We start from the raw sequence: 22,563 nt of genomic DNA, 5'->3' as shown, positions 1-22,563 counted from the left end.
TTTGGTTAACCCTATGTCAAAACGATTTGCAAATTAAAAATTAATGTGGACTTATAATAAAGATTGGAGAACAGGAGAGTGCTAAATTTTAGTATTGATGAAAATGGTTAACCTTATTCAATTACTACGCTCACCTTTTAGCTTATGACAGTATACGTTAGATCAAGTTTTAAACTAGCCTTTGGTATATCGTGCTTACCAGCAGGATTGCCATTGCGTACCATCATAGACCATTAGTTTGTTTGAGATATTGTCCATGTACATGTCTCCTTTCTCTGGATTTTCTGGAGCACTGTTTCTTGGTTCTAGTCTTAATACATCTTTCACATGAAGTTTTCTTTTGGGAGTAGTGGTGCCTATACCTACATTTTCTTCTTGCGAAATGATTAGTATTGATTCAAAGTCATTCGTTGGGTTGGTGGCAAAGATGATGTTATTACCTTCTGACCTGATAACAAAATCACCTAGTTTTGCATTTCTAGAAAAGTAGCCATTTCCACCTAAGGAAACACCTAAAGCTGAAGCTCTTGTTTCTTCGTTATAAAATCGAATACTTGGGTTTCCTTTATCTATAGAAGAGCCCTCAATAGCTACTCCTGTCGAAAGTCCAGGAGGAATTTTAGCGTGAAAAGGGGTGATATCGTCAATGTTACTAGTTCCAATCAGAACACTTAGGTCTGTGTAAACCGTGTCTCCTTTTACTTTCCATCCCAATCCACCTGCATTTTCGGCATAAAGGGCATAAGGAACGCTTAATAATTGACTTATCCCAGAAATGGAATAATTGGTACCTCCTGAAGGATCAGTTTCGGTTTTGATAAAATAAGATCCGTTGCCCCAATCAATTTCAGAAAAAATGCCTTGTTTCACTTCACCAGTCCCAATTTCTAAGCTTACCAGCCCATTTGTATTTGTTTTGGAAGTGTAGGTTTCTGAGTAAATGATGGAACCGGATGCAGATCCTTTAATGATACTTATTTGGATTCCGATCATAGCGTCCCTCACTAATTCATGGTTAGCGTCTCTTATTACTGCTTGATAGCTCATTTTTTGAGGAGCTTGGGCCAAGGCAGTAAATGAAATGGATAAAAGCACAAGCAATGCATAAATGTTTTTCATATCCAAGTTACTTTTTTAAGATTTTAAATGTTTTTATGATGGATTTCTTATCAGTTACAACTAAAAAATAGGAAGCCGGTGATAAATCCTTTGTGTATATGATGGTTTCTTCTTCTGATATTAAATCTGTGGCTAGCACTTGTCCCAAAGAGTTATAAAACAGATAAGCCAAACCTCTCAGTTCGTGACCAGTGACTTTTAGGGTAATGTGATCGGTTGATGGATTTGGGTATGCTTTTAATTTAATATTCTCATTTGGTTCCTCAGATTTTAGAATAATAGAGATTTGATAAGGTTGCTGGATGCCTTCTATTAAAGATAAGTTTTCGTTGTAATAATTGTTAAAGACCGTTTGTCCGATAGAATAGCTGACAGTTCCTGAGTTGTTTGATGTTTCGCCTCCAGTCGATAGAATACATGATTGAGCTTGTGAAACCTCACAAGATATCCCAACCAATATTGGTAATAGGAAGAGTATTTTACTTTTCATGTAGTTGATTTGGCCTTTTTTATAATCAAACCTTTTGATAGTAATCATGATTATTTTCAGCTCAATTAAATTCGAAAACATTTCTTTTTACAAAATTCCATTAATGGGCTCACACTTATGCACTTTGTTGATTTGATTTAGGATGAACATAAATTTTTTGGCCTCACCTCGGGCTTTTTAACAAAAGTCGATTTTAAAAATATCAAATACTTAGTTATTAAAAAATACCCCACTTGAGGTATTTTTTAATCTTGATGTTAATCAAATCATTAGGGTAGTGATCAAATGATCTTGATACCTTCTGGAGCATCTATGGTGGATTGGATTTCGCCATTCTCTAATTTGACATGTTTGACCTTGACCACTCCCAGAGGAGTAGGGAAGGTGCCCTCTACCCAATCCAGGTTGTCTAGATGAGGTTCTATTTTGAGCGTTTTGCAACCTGCTTCCATAACTTTAATGCCAAGGACATTATTGGTGAGCCAAGCGGTGACTCCTGATGACCAGCCATGGCAAAGGCTATGGCGGTAGCTTGGGTAGCAGTAATCGCCAAAAGAACCGTGGATGTCATTCATGCCTTCAGGTGTAAACTCATCGAGACGGGCTGTGTTTTCCATCCACTCCACATTAAAATCCTCCCAGAAAGTTGTGGCTCCCATGTCTAGCATTCCTCCCCAGTAAGCCAAAATGATATCCAAAGCATCTTTGTGCATTTCAGCCATGGATAAAGCATCAAGCATATATAAACCATAAAAAGTAGAGAAGCGAGAAGGTCCATCCACAGCAATGACTTCTTGACTCGCTTTGACCGGGTCTAGGATACCTGCTATAGCCATTAATGCTGCGGCTTGTTTGAGGTTATTATGGTCTTTAATTTGATTATTTAGTTTTTGGATAGCGGTAGTACAAGTTTTCAAGGCTTCTGGTTCATCAAGTACTTTACAAAGCTTTTGAGCGTCCTTAAGTGCCCAAGTTAATAGTGCCCGATAACCAGCTTCAACTCCTTCTTTGTTTGGAGTGGAGGGCCAGTCTAAAAAACGGAATCTACCTAATGTTTCGGTCCCATCGGTATCAATTTTAGCTGCTATTTGGTCAATCAAGCCAATGATGTAATCACGATGCTTGTTCAAGAAGTCAAAATCACCATTATGCATGTACCAGTCATGGTGGATGATCAAGTACCAAAAAGAATAAGAGGTCATATTGTTCATCCAATTGGGCAAAGGATATTGTTGACAAGCGAGATCCAAGCTACGCGGAATTACTTCATTGTAACCAAAAACTTTGGTAATGGTGGCCAGTTCTGGATGGAAGTCTCCCAGCCAGACTAAGCGATCGCGTTTGATACCATCCCAAAGATACTCCTGCATATTCAAATGGGTGGTATAGGCTCCCGTTAACCAAATAGAGTCCAGTCTGGGATTACTGCTTTTGAAAGAGCCTAGGTAGGGAATGTCCCGGTAACGCAAAATCGCCCTAGCCTCCTTAAGGTTGATCAAAGTGTTGGGCTGAAGAAGGTCGATGCGGACAAAGCGGAATCCTGTATTGCCAATTTCAATCATGCCATCTCTGGGAATTTCCATAATAATATCCCTTTTGGCATGATCGTCAGTAGAGTAGCCCATTAACCAGTCTGAATTGTAGGTTTGGCTGTTGGCTTCACCCACTGATTCACCAAAGCGAATTCGCACCAGTGAGGGCTCCCGGCGGGAGGAGCCTCCCATAACCAACTGCAAGCCCCCGTGTAGTTCTTTGCCATAGTCCAAAAGGATTGAAGCAGTATCAGCAGCGGTGGTTTTAATGGCGCAAAATTGTGTTTGGCGACTCATGCTGGTTTGGCTATTTCCCATTTTTAGCAATACTTTTGTATTTTTGATAAGCTCTCCAGTGCTATCGGAGGTCCACATGACGCGAAGAGGAGAAATAAAGGTACGGGTCATTTCGTCCCTTTGGGCAATTTCATCGTATTCAGGGCCAAAAATGGGAGGAAGCTGGCTGTAGCAGTTGAAAGAAGCAATCAATATTAGGAAGCAGGTGGTTAAGAATAATTTCATCATAATAGGGAGTGTTATGTCTGTAAGAAAATAGAGAGGACAGAAAGTGCTTCTACTTTGAAGTATCAAAATGCATTTTCATAAAATCAATAAACACATCATAGTCATCAGGAACAGTACCATGTCCACCAGCATGCATATAATAGCCAAGATCATTTAGAATGGCAGTGCCCGCTGATGGCCAAGTGTCAGTGGGTAAAGCTTCTTTTCCTAATAACTCATAAACAGGCCCGGCAGCGACAGCCGCTTCAAATTCCCCTTTGGGGTCAGACCAGTTGTCCGTGTCGCCAGTTTGTAAGAGCAAGGGTCTGGGAGCAATAAGTGACAATAACATGTGAGCATCTACAGGACAGGAATTGGGATCACCACCATATTTGGCTCGGTTACCGGCAAATTGATAAAAGTACCTTGACGGAGCGATCATATGTTCGATAGTTTCTCCATATTGACGTCGAGACAGTGCTGCTCCTCCTTCTCCAGAACAACTGGCGATGACCATACCGAATCGTTCATCTTTGGCTCCTGCCCACAGAACGGTTTTTCCTAAACGGGAAACTCCAAAAAGTGCCACTTTTTCTGCATCCACCTGTAGGTCAGTTTCCAAGTAATCCATGGCATAGCTTAAGCCCCAGGCCCAAGCCGAAATAGTGCCCCATTCGTCAGGAGCGGGCCAATCAGTCCCTGGCTTGAGATAATGGCCTCTGATTCCGTACTGGATGCCTTCAGGGAAATCTGGTTCAATATCTCCATAGTAGATAAAAGCTACACCAATGCCATTTGAAATGAATTTTTCCACATCAAAAGAACCAAACCTTCTTCCTTCAGAAGCTGGGATTTGCTTGCCTTCTCTGTTCCAGATTAGGCCTTCCCTTACTGCCGGGTCATCCACTGAAAGTGCATTAGCCGTAAATCCGATTTTTAATAATATTGGAGAAGGAGATTCGCTTTCCGCAGGTAGATAGATGAGCAGGTCTGCTTTGTAATTTGAGGTGTCTTCGGTAAAGTAAAGTGTAATTTGTTTTCTTACCGCTAATCCTCCCAAAGCCGAAGAACCAGCTTCTTGTATTTTGTAGTTGAGCTTATTGCGTTTAGGTGATTTCCCAAATTGCTCATTTTCAAATAGGTTAAGGATTTCTGGTCTTCTTTTTTTATACCATATTTTTGAAGAAGTAACCGGCTTTCCATTTTGTAAAATCAAAGGATCAGGAAGCCTGAAGTCAGGAACCTTTGATTCATCATAATTAATGGGGATGCCAGCGACTTCAGTGGGGGCGTTTTGACAAATGGCAGAAAGTGAAATGAGCGCTAGCAGTAAAAACAGCAGTAATGATTTAATACTTGCCATGGTTATTTTGGTTGCGGGTTTGGGTTAAAAGCTTTGCTAATATTCTTCTTACTTAATTTAAGAATATAAGCGGACTATAATGGAGGTTTTTTGAAAGAAGGTAATTGCCAAAGACAAGAGGCCTTTATCTTTTTTAGTGAGAGAATTTATAGAAAGAAGTCATGTTCCACCTGAAGTCTAAAAAACATCAATTCCCAATTAATTTCTTTAACTTCGATCATTTAGAATTCGAAGTACATCCTTATGAAGATCATAGAATGTCCCAGAGATGCCATGCAGGGACGAGAAGAATTTATTGATACGGCGATCAAAGCGGCCTACATCAACCAACTTTTAGAGGTAGGCTTTGATACCGTGGATTTTGGGAGTTTTGTCAGCCCCAAGGCCATGCCCCAGATGAGGGATACAGCAGAACTGTTGGAGTTATTGGATTTGTTCCATTCTAAATCGAAATTATTGGCAATAGTGGCTAATAAGAGAGGGGCTGAGGATGCTTTACATTTTGAGGAGATTGATTGTTTGGGTTTTCCTTTGTCCATTTCAGAAACTTTCCAGCAAAGAAATACCAACAAAAGTATTGCTGAGGCTTTGGAGACGGTCGAGGATATTCAGAATCTCTGTGAAATCAAGGGTAAGACTTTTGTTACCTATTTGAGTATGGGATTTGGCAATCCTTATGGGGAAGCTTTTTCAGCGGATATTGTAGCTGAGTTTGTTGGGAAATTGGATGCTGTGGGAATTAAAATTATCGCTTTGTCAGACACTATTGGCGTAGCGGAGCCCAAATTGATTGAGGAGCTATTTGAAACAAACATTCAAGCTTATCCTGAAATAGAGTTTGGAGCACATTTTCACAGTAGACCAGAAGGCATTGCTGAGAAAATCCAAGCAGGCTTAAAGGGAGGGTGCAGGCGATTTGATGGTGCCATCAAGGGATTTGGTGGTTGTCCTATGGCCAAAGATGAACTGGTGGGCAATGTGGCCACAGAAGTGATGATTGAAGTTTTGGAAAAGGAAGGTCATCATCTGAATTTGAATATGGAAGAATTTGGTGAGGCCATGAAATTGGCCAAGTTTGTTTTTGGTTAAGTTTGACAGCATAGGGCGCTAAGAAAAATTGAGAAGTATAATTGCAAATTACACCAAGTCAGAAGTAGCGTGGCCATTGATTAATAGAGCTATTCATATTTTCTTCTGAATTTCAAATTTCAAAAGTTTAGTAGGTTTGATTGTTGGATTGACTAGTCGTTTTTACCCCATCACATACTTCTTGCCAGGTAAGGACTTGATCAGCCCTTGGAATTCCAGGTTAAGCAGGAGTGAAGCCAATTGGGAAATAGGAATTTGGCTTTGCCAACTGAGCCTGTCAATTTCTAATTCCTGATTTTCCGAGAGCAGTTTTAGAACTGTTTGTTCGTTTGTAGAGAACTGACTGAGGTCAATTTTATTTTGTTTGACAGCGCTTTCCACACCATTCCCAGCTTCCCAAGATAGGGCTTCCTGAATGTCTTTTGGTCCAGTGTAAATGCTGGCTTTCATATAGCGTATCAAATTATTGCAGCCTTCGCTATAAGTGTTTTGGAGGTTTCCAGGCACTGCAAAGACTTCCTTGTTATAGCTGAAAGCAATTTCTGCCGTGATCAAAGCACCACCTTTTTTTGCTGCCTCGACCACAACCAAGGCATCGGAAAGTCCAGCGATGATGCGGTTTCTAGCGGGGAAATTATTCGGGTTGAGTGCTGTTCCCACTTTATATTCTGAAACCAGTCCTCCATTTGGGAACATACTGCTCGCTGTACTTTTGTGAGCTGCTGGATAGATTTTTTCCAAAGAATTGCCCAATACCGCAATGGTCGGCAAATCAAATTCCAAAGCGGCCCGATGTGCAGTGATATCAATGCCATAGGCCAATCCACTGATGATGGTTGGTGAAAAAGGGGCAACCCCTTCTACGATTTTTCTGGTAGTGGTTTTGCCATATTCGGAAGCATTGCGTGTACCCACGATGCCGATAGTCTTTGCTGCATTAAAGTTTACATTCCCTTTAGAGAAAAGCAGGACAGGTGCATCGACAAATGACTTTAACCTTTTAGGGTAAGAGCTGTCTTGATAGGTTTGGATTTTGAGGTTATTTTTCAGACAATCTTCTAGGATTTTTTCAGCTTCTTTGAGGAACTGATCCTTTTCTTTTCGAATAGCCAATAGCTTTGGGCCAATACCGGGGATTTTACTTGCTTTGCCATTAGGCATGTTAAAAAACTGCATGGCAGAACCACAGTAGCTAATAATGTTTTTGTAAATATAAGGCCCGAGATTAGGGACTAGGCTTAAGGCAATGGCATATAGGAGTTGTTCATAATTCGTTCTTGACATTGAGATTGTTCCTGATTTCGATTAAAAAGTCCTTGATCTGGTTCAGGCGATTGACCATGCTGGCTTTGTCAGAAATCTCATAGTGGTCTTTTTTGATGATTTCCTGAGCTCCTTGCAAGGTGTAGCCTTTTTCTTTTACCAAGTGAAAAATCAGACCGATTTTCTCGATGTCTTCCTTGGTAAACCTGCGGTTGCCTTTTTTGTCTTTTTTGGGCTTGATGATGTCAAATTCACCCTCCCAATAGCGGATTAAGGAAGTAGCTACCTTGAATTTATCAGCCACTTCACCAATGGAATAATATTTTTTTTCTATTTCTCTCTCTTTGTACGGCACCGCTCAAAAATTTATGAATTCAAAATAACGAATTTATACGAAAGAAGACAATGGAAAAAGAGGATTTAGTATCTATTATGAAGACAAATGACGCATTACAACAGCCTTTTAGGGGCTAAAGTAATACGTCATTTTTTCTGCTCTCTAGTATCTAAAATCTATTATTATTCTTCCAAGAGTTTTTGATAACTGGATGCTATGTTTTCAAAATCAAATTTTGCCAATGCGGTATCCATTTTTTGTTTGATTTCCTCCAAACAAAGCTGGCCAATGCTTCCCTCATGGCTGTGTTTCACTGTATGTGATGGAGCAAAATCATCATTTTCAATGGCCAACCCCACTTGTTTATAGGCATCGCGAAAAGGAGTGCCCTCCAATACTAAACGATTGACTTCTTCCACACTGAACAAATGCTTGTAAAACTTATCTTCCAACAAGCCTGATTTAATCTCAATATGCTCCAGCATAAACTCGGTAATTTGTAGGCAATCTTTCAGTTTTTCAAAGTCTGGAAAGGTAGTTTCTTTTAATAATTGCAGATCACGGTGATAACCAGTAGTGGTATTGGTCATCTGCATCATTAGGTTTTGAGGTCCACTTTGGATTTGGTTGGCCTTGGCACGGATCAGTTCAAATACATCTGGATTTTTCTTATGGGGCATGATGCTGGAACCCGTAGTGAGATTATCCGGAAATTTCACAAAACCAAAGTGTTGGTTCATGAAAATAATCGTATCTGCAGCCAGACGATTAAGCGTACCAGCTAAGCCTGCCATGGCAAAGGCGATGACCTTTTCTGTTTTTCCACGGTTGTTTTGGGCATTGATGACATTGTAGTGCATTTCTTTAAAGCCCAAAAGTTGAGTGGTCATGGTTCTGTTTAGTGGAAAAGAGGAACCATATCCCGCAGCAGAACCCAAGGGATTTTTATCTGCCAAATTGTAAGCGGCTTGCCAAAGTTCCAGATCTTCAGCCAAAGCCTCAGCAAGAGAGCCAAACCAAAGACCAAATGAGGAAGGCATGGCCAACTGAGTATGGGTATAGCCGGGCATCAGGGCATTTTTATGTTTTTCCGCCAATTCAATCAAAAGATCAAATAGGGATTTAGTGGCTTCTAAAACACTTTGGATCTCTGATCTATAGTATAGCTTAAGGTCCACTGCCACTTGATCATTTCTGGATCGGCCACTGTGTAATTTTTTACCTACATCTCCAAACCTTTCAGTCAACAAGAACTCTACTTGTGAATGCACATCTTCCACGCCCGGATCAATCTTAAAAGTACCCGCTTCTATTTCAGCATAGATTTCTCTAAGCCCCTTTTTTAAAGTAGCCAATTCTTCCTTGGTCAGTAGTCCGATACTTTCCAACATGGTGGCATGAGCCAAAGACCCTAACACATCAAAAGGTGCCAAAACTATATCGAATTCTGGGTCACGTCCAATGGTGAATTGTTCTACTTCCTTGGTACTGGTGGTGTTTTTCTGCCAAAGTTTCATGCTCGTATTTACTTTTCCCTAAATGTAGGGAGTATTAGTTTCTAGTTTTGATCAAAATAATGTTGCAAAATAGCAATATATCTATCGATTCCCTGATTGATTTCTTCCAAATGGATGAATTCGTCAGGGGTATGGGATCTAGCTGAGTCCCCAGGCCCAATTTTGATGGATGGGTAGGAGATCAAAGCCTGATCCGAAAGGGTAGGACTTCCATAGCATTTTAGGTTCATCTTATGGATTACATCCCAAATTTTATGGGCTTTAGGTAAAGCGGAGGAGTTGAGTCGCATGGACCTAGGCTGCAAATCAGCCTTTAGCACTCTTTTTAGTTCATCCAAAGCTTCTTGAAGAGTATAACTGTCCGTAACGCGCACATCTAGGGTGTAAACACATTTGTCTGGCACGACATTGTGCTGCGAACCCGATTGAATGATGGTAGCAGAAACTTTACTTTCTCCTAAGTAATCAGACACTTTTTCAAAACGGTAATCTTTAATCAGGTTTAAGTCAGGCAATGCTTCATATAAGGCGTTGATTCCCTCATTTCTTGCCGCATGTCCAGCCTTTCCAGTTACGGTAGCATCAATGACCATGAGTCCCTTCTCAGCGACAGCGACGTCCAAAAGGGTAGGTTCTCCTACAATCGCCAAATCAATAGGAGGTAATTCTGGTAGAAGTGCAGCAATACCATTTTTGCCGCTTATTTCTTCTTCTGCGGTTGCAGCCAAAATCAAATTGTAGGGAAGCTTTTTTTCATAAAAATAAACGAATGCTGCTATTAAGCTGACCAAGCAACCTCCAGCATCATTGCTCCCCAAGCCATAGAGTTTTCCATCCTCGATGATTGCTTTGTAAGGATCCTTGGTATAACCATTATTGGGTTTTACAGTATCGTGATGGGAATTGAGTAAAACTGAAGGAAGCTGTGGGTCAAAATGCTTATTGACAGCCCAAATATTATTGAATTGTCTATTGACCTTTATCCCTTTTGAAACAAGGTAATCGGAAAGCAATTGAGCGGTGTTTTCCTCCTCTCGACTCAAAGAAGGCGTTTCAATCAGTTGCTGGAGAAGTTCTTTTGCTTCTTCTTTAAGCTTATGCATGAATCAGCAGGATCTGTTTAAAGGTTAAAATTATCAAAGATGAGTAATGGTGGATTATCCAACGTTGGGAATCCACAACTCAATAAAGGTCGTAGCGATGCTTTTCGATATTGGTGCCTGATTTTTTGCCTTTTGCAGCCAAAACCAAATTCTCTGCCTTGCCCAACCATACATTGCTAACTCCTTTATCCAAAGCACTAAAAGCATTGTCCAATTTAGGAATCATTCCAGAATGGATTACCTTGTCTTTTTTCAATTCATCATAGATGTCTTCATTGATCTTGGGGACGACAGAATCATCATTGTTTTCGTCGATAAGCACACCTGCTTTATTGAAACAGAAATAAAGCCTCACGGTGTTCTTTACAGCCATTGAAGTGGCTATTTCGGAGGCTATTGTGTCGGCGTTGGTATTTAGCAGGTTTCCCTTTTTGTCATGGGTTATGGCTGAGACCACTGGAATGATGTCTTTTTCAAGTAAGGTGTCCAAAAGCTCCGTGTCGACTTCTTTGACATCACCTACGAAACCATAGTCAATATCCTTTACCGGTCTTTTGGCAGATCTGATCAAGTTGCCATCTGCACCGGTAAACCCTAAGGCATTTTGCTCAAGCGCCTGGAGTTTAGCGACGATTTTTTTATTGATCAGACCTCCATAGACCATAGTAACCACATCCAGTGTTTCTGCATCGGTGATTCTTCTTCCGTCTACCATGTTAGGCTGGATACCCAATCGCTCTCCAAATTTTGAGGCCATGACTCCTCCGCCATGGACCAAGATTTTCTTTCCTTCCAATCTGGCAAACAGGTACAAAAACTCATCAAGTTTTTGTGGATCGTCAATGACGTTTCCTCCTATTTTTACAATACTGATTTTCATTTTATGCGGTTGTTAGTGGTAGGGGTTATTTCAAAATATTACTTAATGCAGCCTGAGCAGCATAAATTCTGTTTTGGGCTTGGTATTGGACCAGACTTCTTGAGCCGTCCAATATTTCATCTGACAGTTCTACATTTCTTCTTACAGGAAGGCAGTGCATGACTTTGGCATTGGGAGCTTTAAAGAGCTTTTGCTCGGTAAGCATCCAAGACTCATCAGTGCAAAGGATTTTACCATATTCGTTAAAGGCACTCCAGTTTTTGACATAAACAAAATCAGCATCGGCCAAAGCTTTATCCTGATCATGTTCAATGGTTGCTCCATGTGTAAACCTTTCGTCTAGTTCATATCCTTCAGGGTGAGTGATGGTTACATCATGGCCACATCCAATTGACCATTCAGCAAAGGAATTGGCCACGGCATGGGGGATGGCCTTGATGTGAGGAGCCCAAGTAAGCACTACTTTAGGCTTTTCTTTTTTCTTGTGCTCATCGATGGTGACCATGTCAGCCAAACTTTGCAAAGGGTGTCTGATAGCACTTTCAAGGCTGATGACCGGAAGGCCACTGTGTTTGATAAACTGGTTAAGGATGAAATCCTCGCTGTCTTCAGATTTGTTGGTCAGTGATGGAAAGGCCCGAAGAGCCAAAACATCGAAGTAACTACCTAAGACACCTGCAGCATCCCGGATATGTTCTACTTTACCTTGGTTCATAATGGCACCATCTTCCATTTCAAGTGCCCATCCTTCTTTGTCCATATTGAGGACAATGACTTCCATGCCTAAGTTGGAGGCCGCAATCTGTGTACTGACACGTGTCCGAAGACTAGGATTCAAAAATAATAGTCCAATTCTCTTTCCAGTACCTAGCGTCTTATCCATCAATGGATTTGATTTGTATTCCAATGCTTTTTGGATCAGCTGATCAGCTAGGCTTTTGTTTTCAAATTGGGTGTAGTATTTCATTGGTTAAGTTTTTTTGGCTATGAGAAAACCGTTAAGACAAAGCGTCCATTTTTTAGTAAAATGAACGCTTTGGTGAAAATGTTTTAGGAAAATGAGGGCCAGTTAATGGACCTTATTTGTAGTCAAAACGGCTTTTAATTTCTGTATAAATAAAGTTAAAGCTTTTGTTTCAATATTCAGCGGTGGAAGCAAACGAATTGTGTGTTTTCCACCAGAGCTGCCAGTGAATATTTTATGTTCATGGATCAAGGCAGAACGGACAGGAGCCGCTTCAACAGCTAAGTCAAAACCGATCATCAAACCTTTTCCCCTCACTTCAGTGACTCCTTCAATGGCACTCAATTCCTTCATTAGCACCTCACCGTTTTGGGCAGCAGCCTCAATCAAATTTTCTTCTTCTATTACTTCCAAAACAGCCAAAGCCGCTGCACATGCTAAATGATTTCCTCCAAATGTCGTTCCCAGGAGCCCATGTGAAGCTTTGAACTCCGGACTGATCAAGACACCACCAATAGGAAAACCATTGCCCATTCCTTTGGCTACAGTGATTAGATCTGGTTTAAGGCCTTCTACCCATTGATGTGCAAAGAACCTTCCCGTTCTCGCATATCCGGACTGGACTTCGTCAAGAATAAGTTTAGCTCCGTATTGTTTGGCCAATTTGGAAAGACCCAACAGGAATTCTGGATTTGGCACTACAATACCACCAACCCCTTGAATTCCTTCTACAATGATTCCTGCGATATCACCTTTGGCCAATTGCTTTTCAACTTTGTCAAGCTCATTAAATGGAAGGATATGCACTTGGTCATGCTCGTTAAATGGAGCGATGATTTTAGGATTGTCGGTCAGCGCGACAGCCCCAGCAGTTCTTCCATGAAAGCCTTTGGTAAAAGAAATAAATCCTTTTTTGCCAGTTTCAAAAGAGGCTAGTTTTAAGGCGTTTTCGTTTGCTTCAGCACCTGAGTTACAAAGGAAAAGGTCGTAATCAGCATAGCCAGATACTTCTCCCAACTTAGTCGCCAATTCCTTTTGGATCGGGATCTGAACAGAGTTGGAGTAAAAGGCAATGTTATCCAGTTGTTCTTTGATTCTTTTAGTATAATGTGGATGGCTATGCCCTATAGAGATTACTGCATGGCCACCGTATAAGTCTAAATATTCTGTGCCTTGATCATCCCAGATTTTACTGCCAGCAGCTTTCACTGGGGTAACGTTGATCAAAGGATATACGTCAAATGGTTTCATCTTTTAGTGGGTTAAAAAGCTACGCTTTTAAGTTTTAAGCCTTCTTTTTCATCCAGCCCAAAAGCCAGGTTATAGTTTTGCACCGCTTGTCCAGATGCGCCTTTCAATAGGTTGTCAATGGCAGAATATACCACCAATTGATCAGCTTCCTTTTTTAAGTGAACGATGCACTTGTTGGTGCTGACTACTTGTTTTAGGTCAATGTCCATTTCGGAAACGTGGGTAAAGGCTGCTTTTTTATAAAATTCGTTATAAACTTTATATGCATCTTCCAAAGAACCTTCATATGGAAAGTAAGCAGTAATCCAGATGCCTCTTGAGAAATTACCTCTATAGGGTACAAACAAAAGGTTTTGATCAAACCCCTCTTGAAGCTGACTAAAAGTCTGTTTGATTTCTTTTAGGTGCTGATGTGTGAAGAGTTTATAAACCGAAACATTTTGGTTTCTCTGACTAAAGTGAGTAGTCTCGCTCAGTTTTTTACCAGCGCCAGTACTTCCTGTTATCCCTGTGATATGGATGTCTTTTTTGGCCAATCCAGCAGCTATAGCGGGAGCTAAAGCCAATTGGATGCCGGTAGCAAAACAGCCAGGGTTGGCAATTCGTTTAGCCCCTTTTGTTTTATGCGCATTGACCTCAGGAAGACCATAAAGGAAACCATTGGATTCGTTCCTAAAGTCGGTACTCAGGTCAATGATAACTGTATTATCATCGAATTTATTTTCTTCTAGAAAGCTTTTGGCTTGTCCATGTGGTAAGCCCAAAAACACTGCGTCAAGTCCTTCTGTCTTTACTTCATCTGTAAAGACCAAATCGGAATCCCCGATCAGATCTGGGTGTACTTCGTCTATTTTTTTACCTTTTTGGCTGTTGCTATGGATATAGACCAACTCACAATTGGGGTGATTGATCAGGATGCGTAATAATTCACCTCCCGTATATCCAGCAGCGCCAATAATGGCTGTTTTGATTTTAATCATTTTCTAAGGTTTGATTCACTTTATGGAAAATAGCCGTTTGGTTACCAAGGATTTTTGTAAACCCTTTGACATCCTCTGCGGTATAGCCTTTGTTCATTTCACCATAGCTACCAAATTTAGCCGACATCAGGTCATGTGCTGATTCGATGCCGATTAATTGGAATTGGTAAGGTTTTAGGGCTACCTTTACTTCTCCAGTAACAAAAGTCTGCGTGTCTTGAAGGAAAGATTCTAAGTTTCTCATGACAGGGTCCAAATAATGCCCTTCATGAAGATGGTTTCCGTAGAATTCAGACAATTGGTTTTTCCAGAAGGTTTGCCACTTCGTTAAGGTGTGTTTTTCCAATAGTTGATGCGCTTTGATAATAATCAATGGAGCAGCAGCCTCAAAACCTACACGTCCTTTAATACCAATAATGGTGTCTCCTACGTGGATGTCTCTTCCGATAGCGTATGGATCAGCCAATTCCTGTACCTTTAAAATTGCCTCTACAGAATTATCATATTTTTTCCCATTGACACCTTTTAGCTCTCCAGATTCAAATTGGAGCGTAATGGTTTCAGGCTCGGTTTTGGTCAACTGAGTAGGGTAGGCTTCCTCAGGTAGAGTACCGCCTGAAGTCAATGTTTCTTTGCCGCCAACAGAAGTTCCCCAAATTCCTTTATTAATGGAATATGCCGCTTTTTCAAAGTTCATTTCTACTCCGTGTTTTTTGAGGTATTCGATTTCAGCTTCACGGCTTAACTTCAAATCTCGGATCGGAGTGATAATTTCTGCCTCAGGCAAAATAGTTTGGAAGATCATATCAAAGCGTACTTGATCATTTCCAGCTCCTGTACTTCCATGAGCTACTGATTTTGCTCCGATTTTTTTAGCATATTCAGCTAGGGCTTTGGCTTGCAAAATTCTTTCCGCACTAACAGAAAGAGGATAGGTTTGGTTTTTTAACACATTACCGAAAACCAAATATTTGATTACTTCCTGATAATAAGTTTGGGTAACATCCAAAACTTCAAAAGAGGCAATCCCTAATTTGCCAGCCCTTTCCTCAGTAGCTTTTAACTCTTCTTCACTGAATCCTCCAGTATTAACCAATACGGCATGAACTTCATAGCCTTTTTCTTTGGACAGGTGGATAGCGCAAAAAGTGGTGTCCAAACCACCGCTGTATGCTAAAACAACTTTTTTCATTTTATATTAATTCTAATGTTTTATTCGTCTTTTTTTTTACACTCGTAAATACGGCGCGTTTCATTCGTACCAATCGTTCGAACAAATTAAGGTTTTTACCAAAGTCTTTTTTAAGGGCAACCTCTTTTTTCTTTTGGTCTTTTGGCACATAAAGCATGGCCGTGCAAAGACAGTTTTGACGGTTTTTGCTCTTTAGTATTTCATAATTTACGCAGCTTTGACAGCCTTTCCAGAAGTCCTCATCATCTGTTAAGTCGGAATAACTCACCGGTACATAGCCTAATTCAGAGTTGATTTTCATGACAGCAGCTCCAGTGGTAAGGCCAAAAATTTTGGCATTAGGGTACTTGGAACGGCTTAGCTTGAAGACCGCTTTTTTAATTTCACGGGCAAGACCTGATTTTCTGAAATTAGGAGAGACTATTAGGCCCGAGTTGGCCACGAACTTACCATGACTCCAGGCTTCAATGTAGCAGAAACCTGCCCATTCTCCCTCTTTGGAAAGGGCGATAACGGCTTTCCCTTCCATCATCTTTTGGGTGATATAGTCAGGGGAACGTTTTGCGATACCTGTGCCACGTGCTTGAGCTGATAATGCCATCTCATCCACGATGGTCTGAGCATATTTACAGTGCTGCACTCCCGCAGGCTGTATGATGAATTGACTTTTTGCCATTTTTGGTATTTATCGAGAAGTCATAAGTGGCTATAATCCCGATATTGTCTTGCCAACTGTTTGACTCCAGAATGTTCAAAGAAATAATTATGCTTGGGGTAGTAAGACCTCCGCGTAGGAAGTCCATTATAATAGTAGGGACTAGGCCCTAAAAAGATTCCTGAAGTTTTTCCTAGGAGAAAAAAGTGGCATAGCAATGCTGTTGATGGAAAGAATGTCCATCATATTATTGTGCGCTGCTATGTTGATTAAATTGCTCATTTTTCTAATGCGGTACAAATGTTCAAATTAAAGATTAAATATACAAAACATTTTTAGATAAATTTTATCAATCAGGGCTTCTGTCTACAGTTTAGCCTGAATACCGCAATGATCAAATAATTTTATTTTGAGGCTTTATAGTTGGGTACAGTTAATCCTTTGGTCTTAGAGTCTAAACAGAAATATTTTTAAATCAATAGTCCATTTAATGGATGTAGGCTGAAACTTTATTTCAATCTTGGATGAAGTGTAAATAGAAGTTTAACAACTTTAAATTTTCTTTAAGATTACGGCAATTGAGATCATAGCCTAAATGGTCAAAAAAGTGATTTTTTGTAAAATATTGATAATTAAAGGATTGAATGTTTCTTTATCAAATTAATTTGACTAAATTTGTCAAAAAATAAAATGTCAAATGAGAACATTAGCAACTATTTTGATGGAAAGCAGGGAAAGGTTAGGTTTAACCTTAAAAGAAGCTGTAAGCGTTACAAGAATAGATTCAGGGTTGCTAAGTAAGTTCGAGCGGGGCAAAAGGTTACCATCCGAAAAAAACTTGTTGAGCTTGGCAGAGGCTTATAGATTGTCTTTTGCCGATTTGAAGAAAGTTTGGTTGGCAGAGAAGGTGTTGAGTTTGGTTCAGTATGAAGTGGATTCAGCTGAGATATTGGCTTTGGCTGAAAGCAGGGTTGAATACCTTGCTGGGAAGCAATCACTCACACTGCAGGAGATTCCTTCAGAGATTTCATCCAAACTAGAGAAGATAGATTTCTTAAAAGTAAAATGGCAGAATAAAAGGCCTTTGGGCGCAATTCAGCTTCAAAAGATGAAAGAGTATTTTAATGTGGCCTATACCTTTGAGAGTAATAGGATCGAAGGAAATACCTTGACATTGCAAGAGACCCATTTAGTAGTTAATGAAGGGATTACTGTTGGAGGTAAATCTATGAGAGAACATTTGGAGGCAATTAACCATGCAGAGGCTGTTGATTATCTGGAGAAGCTGGTGGTGGATAAAGTGGAGCTTTACAGGAGGACTCTATTAGACCTTCACTATTTGGTTTTAAAGGGAATCGATAGAGATAATGCCGGAAAATATAGGGCAGTTCCCGTAAGGATCAGTGGTAGCCAGCATGTTCCACCACAGCCTTATTTGATTGATAAGATGATGGAGGATTACTTTTTTCATTACCAAAAGCAAAAGAATATTTTGCATCCTGTTTTATTAGCAGCAGAGCTTCATGAGCATTTGGTGAGTATTCACCCTTTTGTGGATGGAAATGGAAGAACCAGCCGATTGATTATGAATTTGATCTTGGTTGGAAATGGTTATACCATAGCTAATCTCAAAGGAGACAATGCTTCTAGGCTGGCCTATTATCGTGCTTTGGAAGAAGTGCAAGTGAACAATGATCCTGTGCCATTTTACCATCTAGTGGCAGATGCTGTTTTGGAATCTTTGAAATTGCATTTGGAGATGGTTTAAAAACAGTAAAGGTGACTTTGAAATTTTAAAGTCACCTTTACTTTCATGTTTGACTTAAAATCAGTAAGACCAATTTTAAGATGTACAGGAATTAAGGACAAATAAAATAAATGCTTTTTTTATTAATTAAGTATTCAGCTGATCTAATGTTATAAAACATACATGAGAATAAATAATATGGCGAGCAATATGGCTACCCATTGATAAATTGGACTTCTTTTAGGAAATTCATATTTACAGATGGGACAGGTATTGGCTTTGACATCTACCTCCATGGCGCAGGAAGGGCATTCTTTAGTTTTCATAATTTTTGAACTCAAATGCTTAAAAATTGATTTACCCATAAGATAATCAAAAAACACTATGAAGATAGAAATCTGGTCGGACATCATGTGTCCGTTTTGTTACATTGGAAAAAGAAGGTTAGAAGCTGCATTGGAGGAATTTCCTCACAAAGACGAGGTAGAGGTGGAATGGAAAAGCTTTTTGCTCAATCCTGAAATGAAAACAAATACAGACCAAAGTATAGCCGAATATCTAGCCGAAACAAAAGGTTGGACTGTAGAACAAGCTGAAGAAGCTGGGGAGCAGGTGACAACGATGGCTAAGGAAGAAGGTTTGGATTATGATTTCAGTAAGGTGGTAGTGGCCAATGCCCGCAAAGCACATCGATTATTACAATATGCGAAGATCAATGGTAAAGGAGGGGGGCTAAAGGAAAGGTTGTTCCATGCCTATTTTACCGAAGGTGCAAACATGGATGATCAGGCGACTTTAATCAATTTGGCTAAAGAAGTAGGGTTGGAAGAAGAAAAAGTCAAGGAAGCTATTCAATCCAAGGATTATGATGCGGCAGTCAACCATGATATCTATGAATCTCAGCAGTTAGGGGTTAGAGGAGTTCCGTTTTTTGTGTTGGACCAGAAGTTTGGTGTATCTGGGGCGCAGCCTAAGGAGACTTTCATCCAAGCATTAGAAACGGCTTGGAAAGAGCAGCAGGATAAGCCTAATTTAAAGTCTGTGACAGGTGATGAAAATGGAGCTGCTTGTGATTTGGATGGCAATTGTGACTAAAGCCAAGTTAAGGATTGATAATCACCTAGAAGATTACAAGATTGTTTGATTATTGAAATCAAATGATGTCCCTAGAAACAGATTAAAATCCAACATATCCTGAAAAGAAATTTAACCTATCCTAAAGGGGCCGCAGCTAAATGTTAATGTTTGCCTGCGGCCCTTACTTTTCTGTATGATCCATTGTAGGTATGAATTTGTTAATCTGCACCCATTAGGGGAGTCTTTGAAGTTTTCTTTGGCTCTCTCTCAAGTTGATAAGCTGGAAGGCTGCAAACAAAACAAAAAGAACCAAGACCAATGGGATAACTGTAGGCGTAAATGGAAGTTGAAACTCAAGAGAACCCATGGATTTCTTGATTATATCTTTTAAAAAAAAATACGCTTCCCATAATGGTCAAGAAACTAAGTAGCGTAACGGCAATTTGCCAAAAAGGAAAACGGATAGCAACCTGAGGTTGCTTTATTCTGCCCATCAGCTTTTCGATGAACCCATCGGAAGTTGTCTCCAAACTTTCCTTGATCCATTTTTTGGTTATATCATCCTGGTCGTTCATAAGAGATTCTTTTTTTGTTGGCCAATCACTTTTTCCAATTCTGCATGGAATTGTTTTCGTGCCCTGTGGAGCAAGACCTTTATGTTGGCTTGGCTCATCCCGGTAATTTCCTGAATGCGCTGTTCATCCAAATAAAACAGCTTAAGCATCAATGACTCTTGGGGCTTTAGGTTATCTATTACCATGTGAACGATTTCCTTCCTTTCCTTTGCTTGAAGGATATCGAAACTATCAAAGGCAGTTGTCGTCGCATTGGAATGTTCATCTTCTAAAAGGACGTTTGATCTTTTTTTTGATTTTAGAATGGCCGTATAGCTGGTGCTTACCACTGTGCGATACAGCCAGGTGGAAAAAGAGGAGTTAAAATTGAATCTTTTTCATTTTACAGAATTTGATTTGTTGGTAATCTTCGGAAATGTAGAGGTTAGACAAGCTGTCTTGAGAAAAGGTTACAGGAAAAGGATTTTTTGTGGAACTTCGAGTGATTGGTGTTATGCTGATTGGCTGTTGGTTTTACTTCAGATCATGAATTATTCCACCTTTCTTTATAATTTTGCCTCAAATCAATCCCATATATTGTGGCTACTAAAGTTCTTTTCATTACGCCTCCATTCACCCAGTTGAATACTCCTTATCCAGCAACGGCTTATCTTAAGGGTTACCTTAATACGTTGAAGATTGATTCAAATCAGGCGGATTTGGGCTTGGAAGTGATTTTAGCCTTGTTCTCAAAAGAAGGACTCAAGCAGGTTTTTGAATTAGTGGAAGAGCAGGGGTTTCAATATTCAGACAATGTAAATCGAATATTGAGGATGAAGGCCGCTTATTTGCAGACTATAGATACGGTGATTGATTTTTTACAGGATAAGAACCCAACCCTGGCTTATCATATTTCCGAGGGGAATTTTTTGCCCCAAGCTGGCCGTTTTGAACAATTGGGAGATGTGGACTGGGCTTTTGGCAGTATGGGCTTGCGAGACAAGGCACGTTATCTGGCGACATTGTACCTAGAAGATTTGGGAGATTTGATTACTGAAGCTATCGATCCTCATTTTGGTTTTAGTCGCTATGCGGAAAGTTTGGGCATGTCGGCTGGCAGTTTTGATGAAATGGAGGAAGCTCTTCAGGAACCAGTGAGTCTGATTGACGTTATGTTGCTAGAGTTGTTGGAGGAAAAAATAAAAAAATACCAGCCTGAGTCGGTAGCTTTTTCAGTTCCTTTCCCAGGGAATCTTTATGGAGCATTGAAGTGTGGTCAATACCTAAAGGCAAATCATCCTAACATTAAAGTATGGATGGGTGGAGGCTACCCAAATACAGAGTTGAGAAGTTTGAAAGATGCTCGAATTTTCGATTATGTAGATTATATCACCTTGGATGATGGAGAAGCGCCAGTTCGTTTGTTGTTGGAACATTTGGAAGGGAAACTGCCTTTGGAAGCTTTGAAGAGAACATTTGTTTGTTTGGAAGGAGAGGTGAAAATGATCAATGGGGCTACAGAGAAAGATGTACCTCAGCGGGATGTGGGAACTCCTGATTATAGTGACTTGCCTTTGGGTGAATATCTTTCGGTGATTGAGGTAGCCAATCCGATGCATCGCTTATGGAGTGATGGCCGATGGAATAAGTTGACCCTGGCCCATGGCTGTTATTGGGGGAAATGTACATTCTGTGATATCTCCTTGGATTATATTGGTCGCTACGAACCCATTACTGCTGCTATCCTTTGTGATAGAATAGAGAAAATTATGGAGCAAACGGGAACCAATGGTTTCCACTTTGTAGATGAAGCGGCGCCACCTGCTTTGATGCGGGATTTGGCTCTTGAGATATTGAGAAGGGGGCTTGTGGTCGTTTGGTGGACCAATATCCGTTTTGAAAGTAATTTTACTGCTGATCTTTGCCGATTGTTGAGGGCTTCTGGCTGTATTGCCATTTCAGGAGGGTTGGAAGTTGCTTCTGATCGATTGCTTGGCTTGATCAAAAAGGGAGTAACTGTAGCGCAAGTGGCGCAAGTTACCCATCATCTTACACAAGCGGGGATTATGGTGCATGCTTATTTGATGTATGGTTATCCTACCCAAACTGCTCAGGAAACCATAGATTCCTTGGAAATGGTGCGTCAGCTTTTTGAGGAAGGTGTTTTGCAATCAGGTTTCTGGCACCGTTTTGCCATGACTGCCCATAGCCCAGTTGGCTTGGATCCAAAGGCTTTTGGCGTTTATAGAACTGACTTAGCTTTAGCACCTTTTGCCAATAATGAAGTGGATTATGAGGATCCAATTGGGGTGGATCATGGAACCTTTTCTGAAGGTCTAAGAAAGTCTCTTTTCAATTATATGCATGGAGTAGGTTTTGATATACCTTTGAAAGAATGGTTTGGTTTTAAAGTTCCAGTAACAACGATACCTAACAACTATATCCAAAGGCAAATTACAGAGGAAGCAGACTTGACCTATAAGAAGCATCATAGAATTGTTTGGATCGGGGCGCAGCCTGATATACAGAATTCGGAAGAACCTGGTTTTGTAGAGTTGGTCTTTTCGGGTAAGCAAGAAGATTTTGCTATGGAGTTGCCAGAGGAATTTGCAGAATCGGTGGCCAGCCTACTTGGAAGGGTTTCCTATGACCAACCTTTGAGTATGCTTAAAGAAATTTGGGAAGATTATGAAGCCAAGGTCGGCGATTTTGAAGAATTGGTGGAATCGGAAGTTTGGGAGATATTGAGAGAGCAGGGTTTGTTGGTTTTTTAGTGACGATTTGAACCATTGAGAACATAAAAAAATAAAGGGGATTTGACGAGTTGGGGTTTACAACTCTCTTTATTCTTGACTGAATCTTTTTTGTTTCTTGTAGTTTCGGTAAAATTTAATGATGCTGCAAGTGGCCCAGAAATAATTTAAAATTAGTAGGATGTTCTTATTT

Annotated in this window: 20 protein-coding genes and 1 pseudogene; 4 read left to right on the top strand and 17 right to left on the bottom strand. The window is 40.3% G+C overall.

Annotation, left to right across the window (positions count from 1 at the left end; all coding sequences use genetic code 11):
* Positions 1–195: 195 nt before the first annotated feature.
* The 4 genes from JL001_RS20245 to JL001_RS20230 form a co-directional block, all read right to left on the bottom strand.
* Positions 196–1,119: a hypothetical protein gene (locus JL001_RS20245; RefSeq protein ID WP_200979420.1), complete on the bottom strand. Its 924-nt coding sequence runs from the start codon at positions 1,117–1,119 to the stop codon at positions 196–198.
* A gap of 7 nt (positions 1,120–1,126) precedes the next feature.
* Entirely contained in the window at positions 1,127–1,657 is a 531-nt protein-coding gene (locus JL001_RS20240; protein WP_200979417.1) for a T9SS type A sorting domain-containing protein, read from the bottom strand.
* Between the two features lie 233 nt (positions 1,658–1,890).
* Positions 1,891–3,666, bottom strand: a complete 1,776-nt coding sequence (locus JL001_RS20235; protein WP_200979416.1) for an alpha-L-rhamnosidase — start codon at positions 3,664–3,666, stop codon at positions 1,891–1,893.
* 49 nt (positions 3,667–3,715) lie between these two features.
* On the bottom strand, positions 3,716–5,008 hold the full coding sequence (locus JL001_RS20230) for an acetylxylan esterase (protein WP_200979414.1): 1,293 nt from the start codon (positions 5,006–5,008) through the stop codon (positions 3,716–3,718).
* Between the two features lie 243 nt (positions 5,009–5,251).
* On the opposite strand from JL001_RS20230, the gene JL001_RS20225 reads away from it, so the two are divergent.
* The gene (locus tag JL001_RS20225) at positions 5,252–6,097 is read left to right on the top strand and encodes a hydroxymethylglutaryl-CoA lyase (RefSeq protein ID WP_200979412.1); all 846 of its coding nucleotides are present in this window, start codon (positions 5,252–5,254) and stop codon (positions 6,095–6,097) included.
* A gap of 162 nt (positions 6,098–6,259) precedes the next feature.
* On the opposite strand, the gene dprA is transcribed toward JL001_RS20225, so the two are convergent.
* The 10 genes from dprA to JL001_RS20175 form a co-directional block, all read right to left on the bottom strand.
* Positions 6,260–7,381 (bottom strand): DNA-processing protein DprA, encoded by a 1,122-nt coding sequence (gene dprA / locus JL001_RS20220; protein ID WP_200979409.1) that lies wholly within the window; start codon positions 7,379–7,381, stop codon positions 6,260–6,262.
* A complete protein-coding gene (locus tag JL001_RS20215) occupies positions 7,362–7,715 on the bottom strand; it encodes a MerR family transcriptional regulator (RefSeq protein WP_200979406.1) in 354 nt (117 codons plus the stop codon). Before JL001_RS20215 ends, dprA begins: the two co-directional genes overlap by 20 nt.
* A gap of 164 nt (positions 7,716–7,879) precedes the next feature.
* Positions 7,880–9,214: an argininosuccinate lyase gene (gene argH / locus JL001_RS20210; RefSeq protein ID WP_200979405.1), complete on the bottom strand. Its 1,335-nt coding sequence runs from the start codon at positions 9,212–9,214 to the stop codon at positions 7,880–7,882.
* Positions 9,215–9,255: 41 nt separating this feature from the next.
* Entirely contained in the window at positions 9,256–10,317 is a 1,062-nt protein-coding gene (locus JL001_RS20205; RefSeq protein ID WP_200979404.1) for a M20 family metallo-hydrolase, read from the bottom strand.
* A gap of 79 nt (positions 10,318–10,396) precedes the next feature.
* Positions 10,397–11,197, bottom strand: a complete 801-nt coding sequence (gene argB / locus JL001_RS20200) for an acetylglutamate kinase (protein WP_200979402.1) — start codon at positions 11,195–11,197, stop codon at positions 10,397–10,399.
* Between the two features lie 25 nt (positions 11,198–11,222).
* Entirely contained in the window at positions 11,223–12,164 is a 942-nt protein-coding gene (locus JL001_RS20195) for an N-acetylornithine carbamoyltransferase (RefSeq protein ID WP_200979400.1), read from the bottom strand.
* 102 nt (positions 12,165–12,266) lie between these two features.
* A complete protein-coding gene (locus JL001_RS20190; protein ID WP_200979398.1) occupies positions 12,267–13,412 on the bottom strand; it encodes an aspartate aminotransferase family protein in 1,146 nt (381 codons plus the stop codon).
* An 11-nt stretch (positions 13,413–13,423) separates the two neighbouring features.
* A complete protein-coding gene (gene argC, locus JL001_RS20185; RefSeq protein ID WP_200979396.1) occupies positions 13,424–14,392 on the bottom strand; it encodes an N-acetyl-gamma-glutamyl-phosphate reductase in 969 nt (322 codons plus the stop codon).
* Positions 14,385–15,584, bottom strand: a complete 1,200-nt coding sequence (gene argG, locus JL001_RS20180; protein ID WP_200979394.1) for an argininosuccinate synthase — start codon at positions 15,582–15,584, stop codon at positions 14,385–14,387. The genes argC and argG overlap by 8 nt, the downstream gene beginning before the upstream one ends.
* Position 15,585: 1 nt before the next feature.
* On the bottom strand, positions 15,586–16,260 hold the full coding sequence (locus tag JL001_RS20175) for a GNAT family N-acetyltransferase (RefSeq protein ID WP_192011838.1): 675 nt from the start codon (positions 16,258–16,260) through the stop codon (positions 15,586–15,588).
* Between the two features lie 676 nt (positions 16,261–16,936).
* Here JL001_RS20175 and JL001_RS20170 point away from each other — a divergent pair.
* Positions 16,937–18,007 carry a Fic family protein gene (locus JL001_RS20170; RefSeq protein WP_200979393.1) on the top strand — a complete coding sequence of 357 codons (1,071 nt, stop codon included), beginning with the start codon at positions 16,937–16,939 and terminating at the stop codon, positions 18,005–18,007.
* Positions 18,008–18,156: 149 nt separating this feature from the next.
* On the opposite strand, the gene JL001_RS20165 is transcribed toward JL001_RS20170, so the two are convergent.
* Positions 18,157–18,312 (bottom strand): hypothetical protein, encoded by a 156-nt coding sequence (locus JL001_RS20165; protein WP_200979392.1) that lies wholly within the window; start codon positions 18,310–18,312, stop codon positions 18,157–18,159.
* 58 nt (positions 18,313–18,370) lie between these two features.
* Between JL001_RS20165 and JL001_RS20160 the strand changes: the two genes are divergently transcribed.
* On the top strand, positions 18,371–19,081 hold the full coding sequence (locus JL001_RS20160; protein ID WP_200979391.1) for a DsbA family protein: 711 nt from the start codon (positions 18,371–18,373) through the stop codon (positions 19,079–19,081).
* Positions 19,082–19,416: 335 nt separating this feature from the next.
* Here the strand turns inward: JL001_RS20160 and JL001_RS20155 are convergent, their stop codons facing one another.
* Positions 19,417–19,638, bottom strand: a complete 222-nt coding sequence (locus JL001_RS20155; protein WP_200979390.1) for a hypothetical protein — start codon at positions 19,636–19,638, stop codon at positions 19,417–19,419.
* A pseudogene (locus tag JL001_RS20150) lies at positions 19,635–20,003 on the bottom strand (RNA polymerase sigma factor); the annotation flags it as partial. The gene JL001_RS20155 and the pseudogene JL001_RS20150, both read right to left, overlap by 4 nt.
* Before the next feature lie 213 nt (positions 20,004–20,216).
* On the opposite strand from JL001_RS20150, the gene JL001_RS20145 reads away from it, so the two are divergent.
* Positions 20,217–22,391: a radical SAM protein gene (locus JL001_RS20145; protein ID WP_200979389.1), complete on the top strand. Its 2,175-nt coding sequence runs from the start codon at positions 20,217–20,219 to the stop codon at positions 22,389–22,391.
* Positions 22,392–22,563 lie beyond the last annotated feature (172 nt).

It is taken from the genome of Echinicola sp. 20G, from assembly GCF_015533855.1.
Lineage (GTDB): Bacteria > Bacteroidota > Bacteroidia > Cytophagales > Cyclobacteriaceae > Echinicola.
The sequence above is the reverse complement of the archived record's forward strand: the minus strand, read 5'-3'. Positions and strand labels throughout refer to the sequence as shown.

Excerpts from the sequence above, each read along its gene's own strand:
- JL001_RS20175 (WP_192011838.1), bottom strand. The coding sequence starts at position 16,260 with ATGGCAAAAAGTCAATTCATCATACAGCCTGCGGGAGTGCAGCACTGT.
- argG (WP_200979394.1), bottom strand. The coding sequence starts at position 15,584 with ATGAAAAAAGTTGTTTTAGCATACAGCGGTGGTTTGGACACCACTTTT.
- JL001_RS20190 (WP_200979398.1), bottom strand. The coding sequence starts at position 13,412 with ATGAAACCATTTGACGTATATCCTTTGATCAACGTTACCCCAGTGAAA.
- JL001_RS20245 (WP_200979420.1), bottom strand. The coding sequence starts at position 1,119 with ATGAAAAACATTTATGCATTGCTTGTGCTTTTATCCATTTCATTTACT.
- JL001_RS20160 (WP_200979391.1), top strand. The coding sequence starts at position 18,371 with ATGAAGATAGAAATCTGGTCGGACATCATGTGTCCGTTTTGTTACATT.
- JL001_RS20155 (WP_200979390.1), bottom strand. The coding sequence starts at position 19,638 with ATGAACGACCAGGATGATATAACCAAAAAATGGATCAAGGAAAGTTTG.
- JL001_RS20205 (WP_200979404.1), bottom strand. The coding sequence starts at position 10,317 with ATGCATAAGCTTAAAGAAGAAGCAAAAGAACTTCTCCAGCAACTGATT.
- JL001_RS20240 (WP_200979417.1), bottom strand. The coding sequence starts at position 1,657 with ATGATTACTATCAAAAGGTTTGATTATAAAAAAGGCCAAATCAACTAC.
- JL001_RS20225 (WP_200979412.1), top strand. The coding sequence starts at position 5,252 with ATGAAGATCATAGAATGTCCCAGAGATGCCATGCAGGGACGAGAAGAA.
- dprA (WP_200979409.1), bottom strand. The coding sequence starts at position 7,381 with ATGTCAAGAACGAATTATGAACAACTCCTATATGCCATTGCCTTAAGC.
- JL001_RS20235 (WP_200979416.1), bottom strand. The coding sequence starts at position 3,666 with ATGATGAAATTATTCTTAACCACCTGCTTCCTAATATTGATTGCTTCT.
- JL001_RS20230 (WP_200979414.1), bottom strand. The coding sequence starts at position 5,008 with ATGGCAAGTATTAAATCATTACTGCTGTTTTTACTGCTAGCGCTCATT.
- argC (WP_200979396.1), bottom strand. The coding sequence starts at position 14,392 with ATGATTAAAATCAAAACAGCCATTATTGGCGCTGCTGGATATACGGGA.
- argB (WP_200979402.1), bottom strand. The coding sequence starts at position 11,197 with ATGAAAATCAGTATTGTAAAAATAGGAGGAAACGTCATTGACGATCCA.
- JL001_RS20170 (WP_200979393.1), top strand. The coding sequence starts at position 16,937 with ATGAGAACATTAGCAACTATTTTGATGGAAAGCAGGGAAAGGTTAGGT.
- JL001_RS20165 (WP_200979392.1), bottom strand. The coding sequence starts at position 18,312 with ATGAAAACTAAAGAATGCCCTTCCTGCGCCATGGAGGTAGATGTCAAA.
- argH (WP_200979405.1), bottom strand. The coding sequence starts at position 9,214 with ATGAAACTTTGGCAGAAAAACACCACCAGTACCAAGGAAGTAGAACAA.
- JL001_RS20195 (WP_200979400.1), bottom strand. The coding sequence starts at position 12,164 with ATGAAATACTACACCCAATTTGAAAACAAAAGCCTAGCTGATCAGCTG.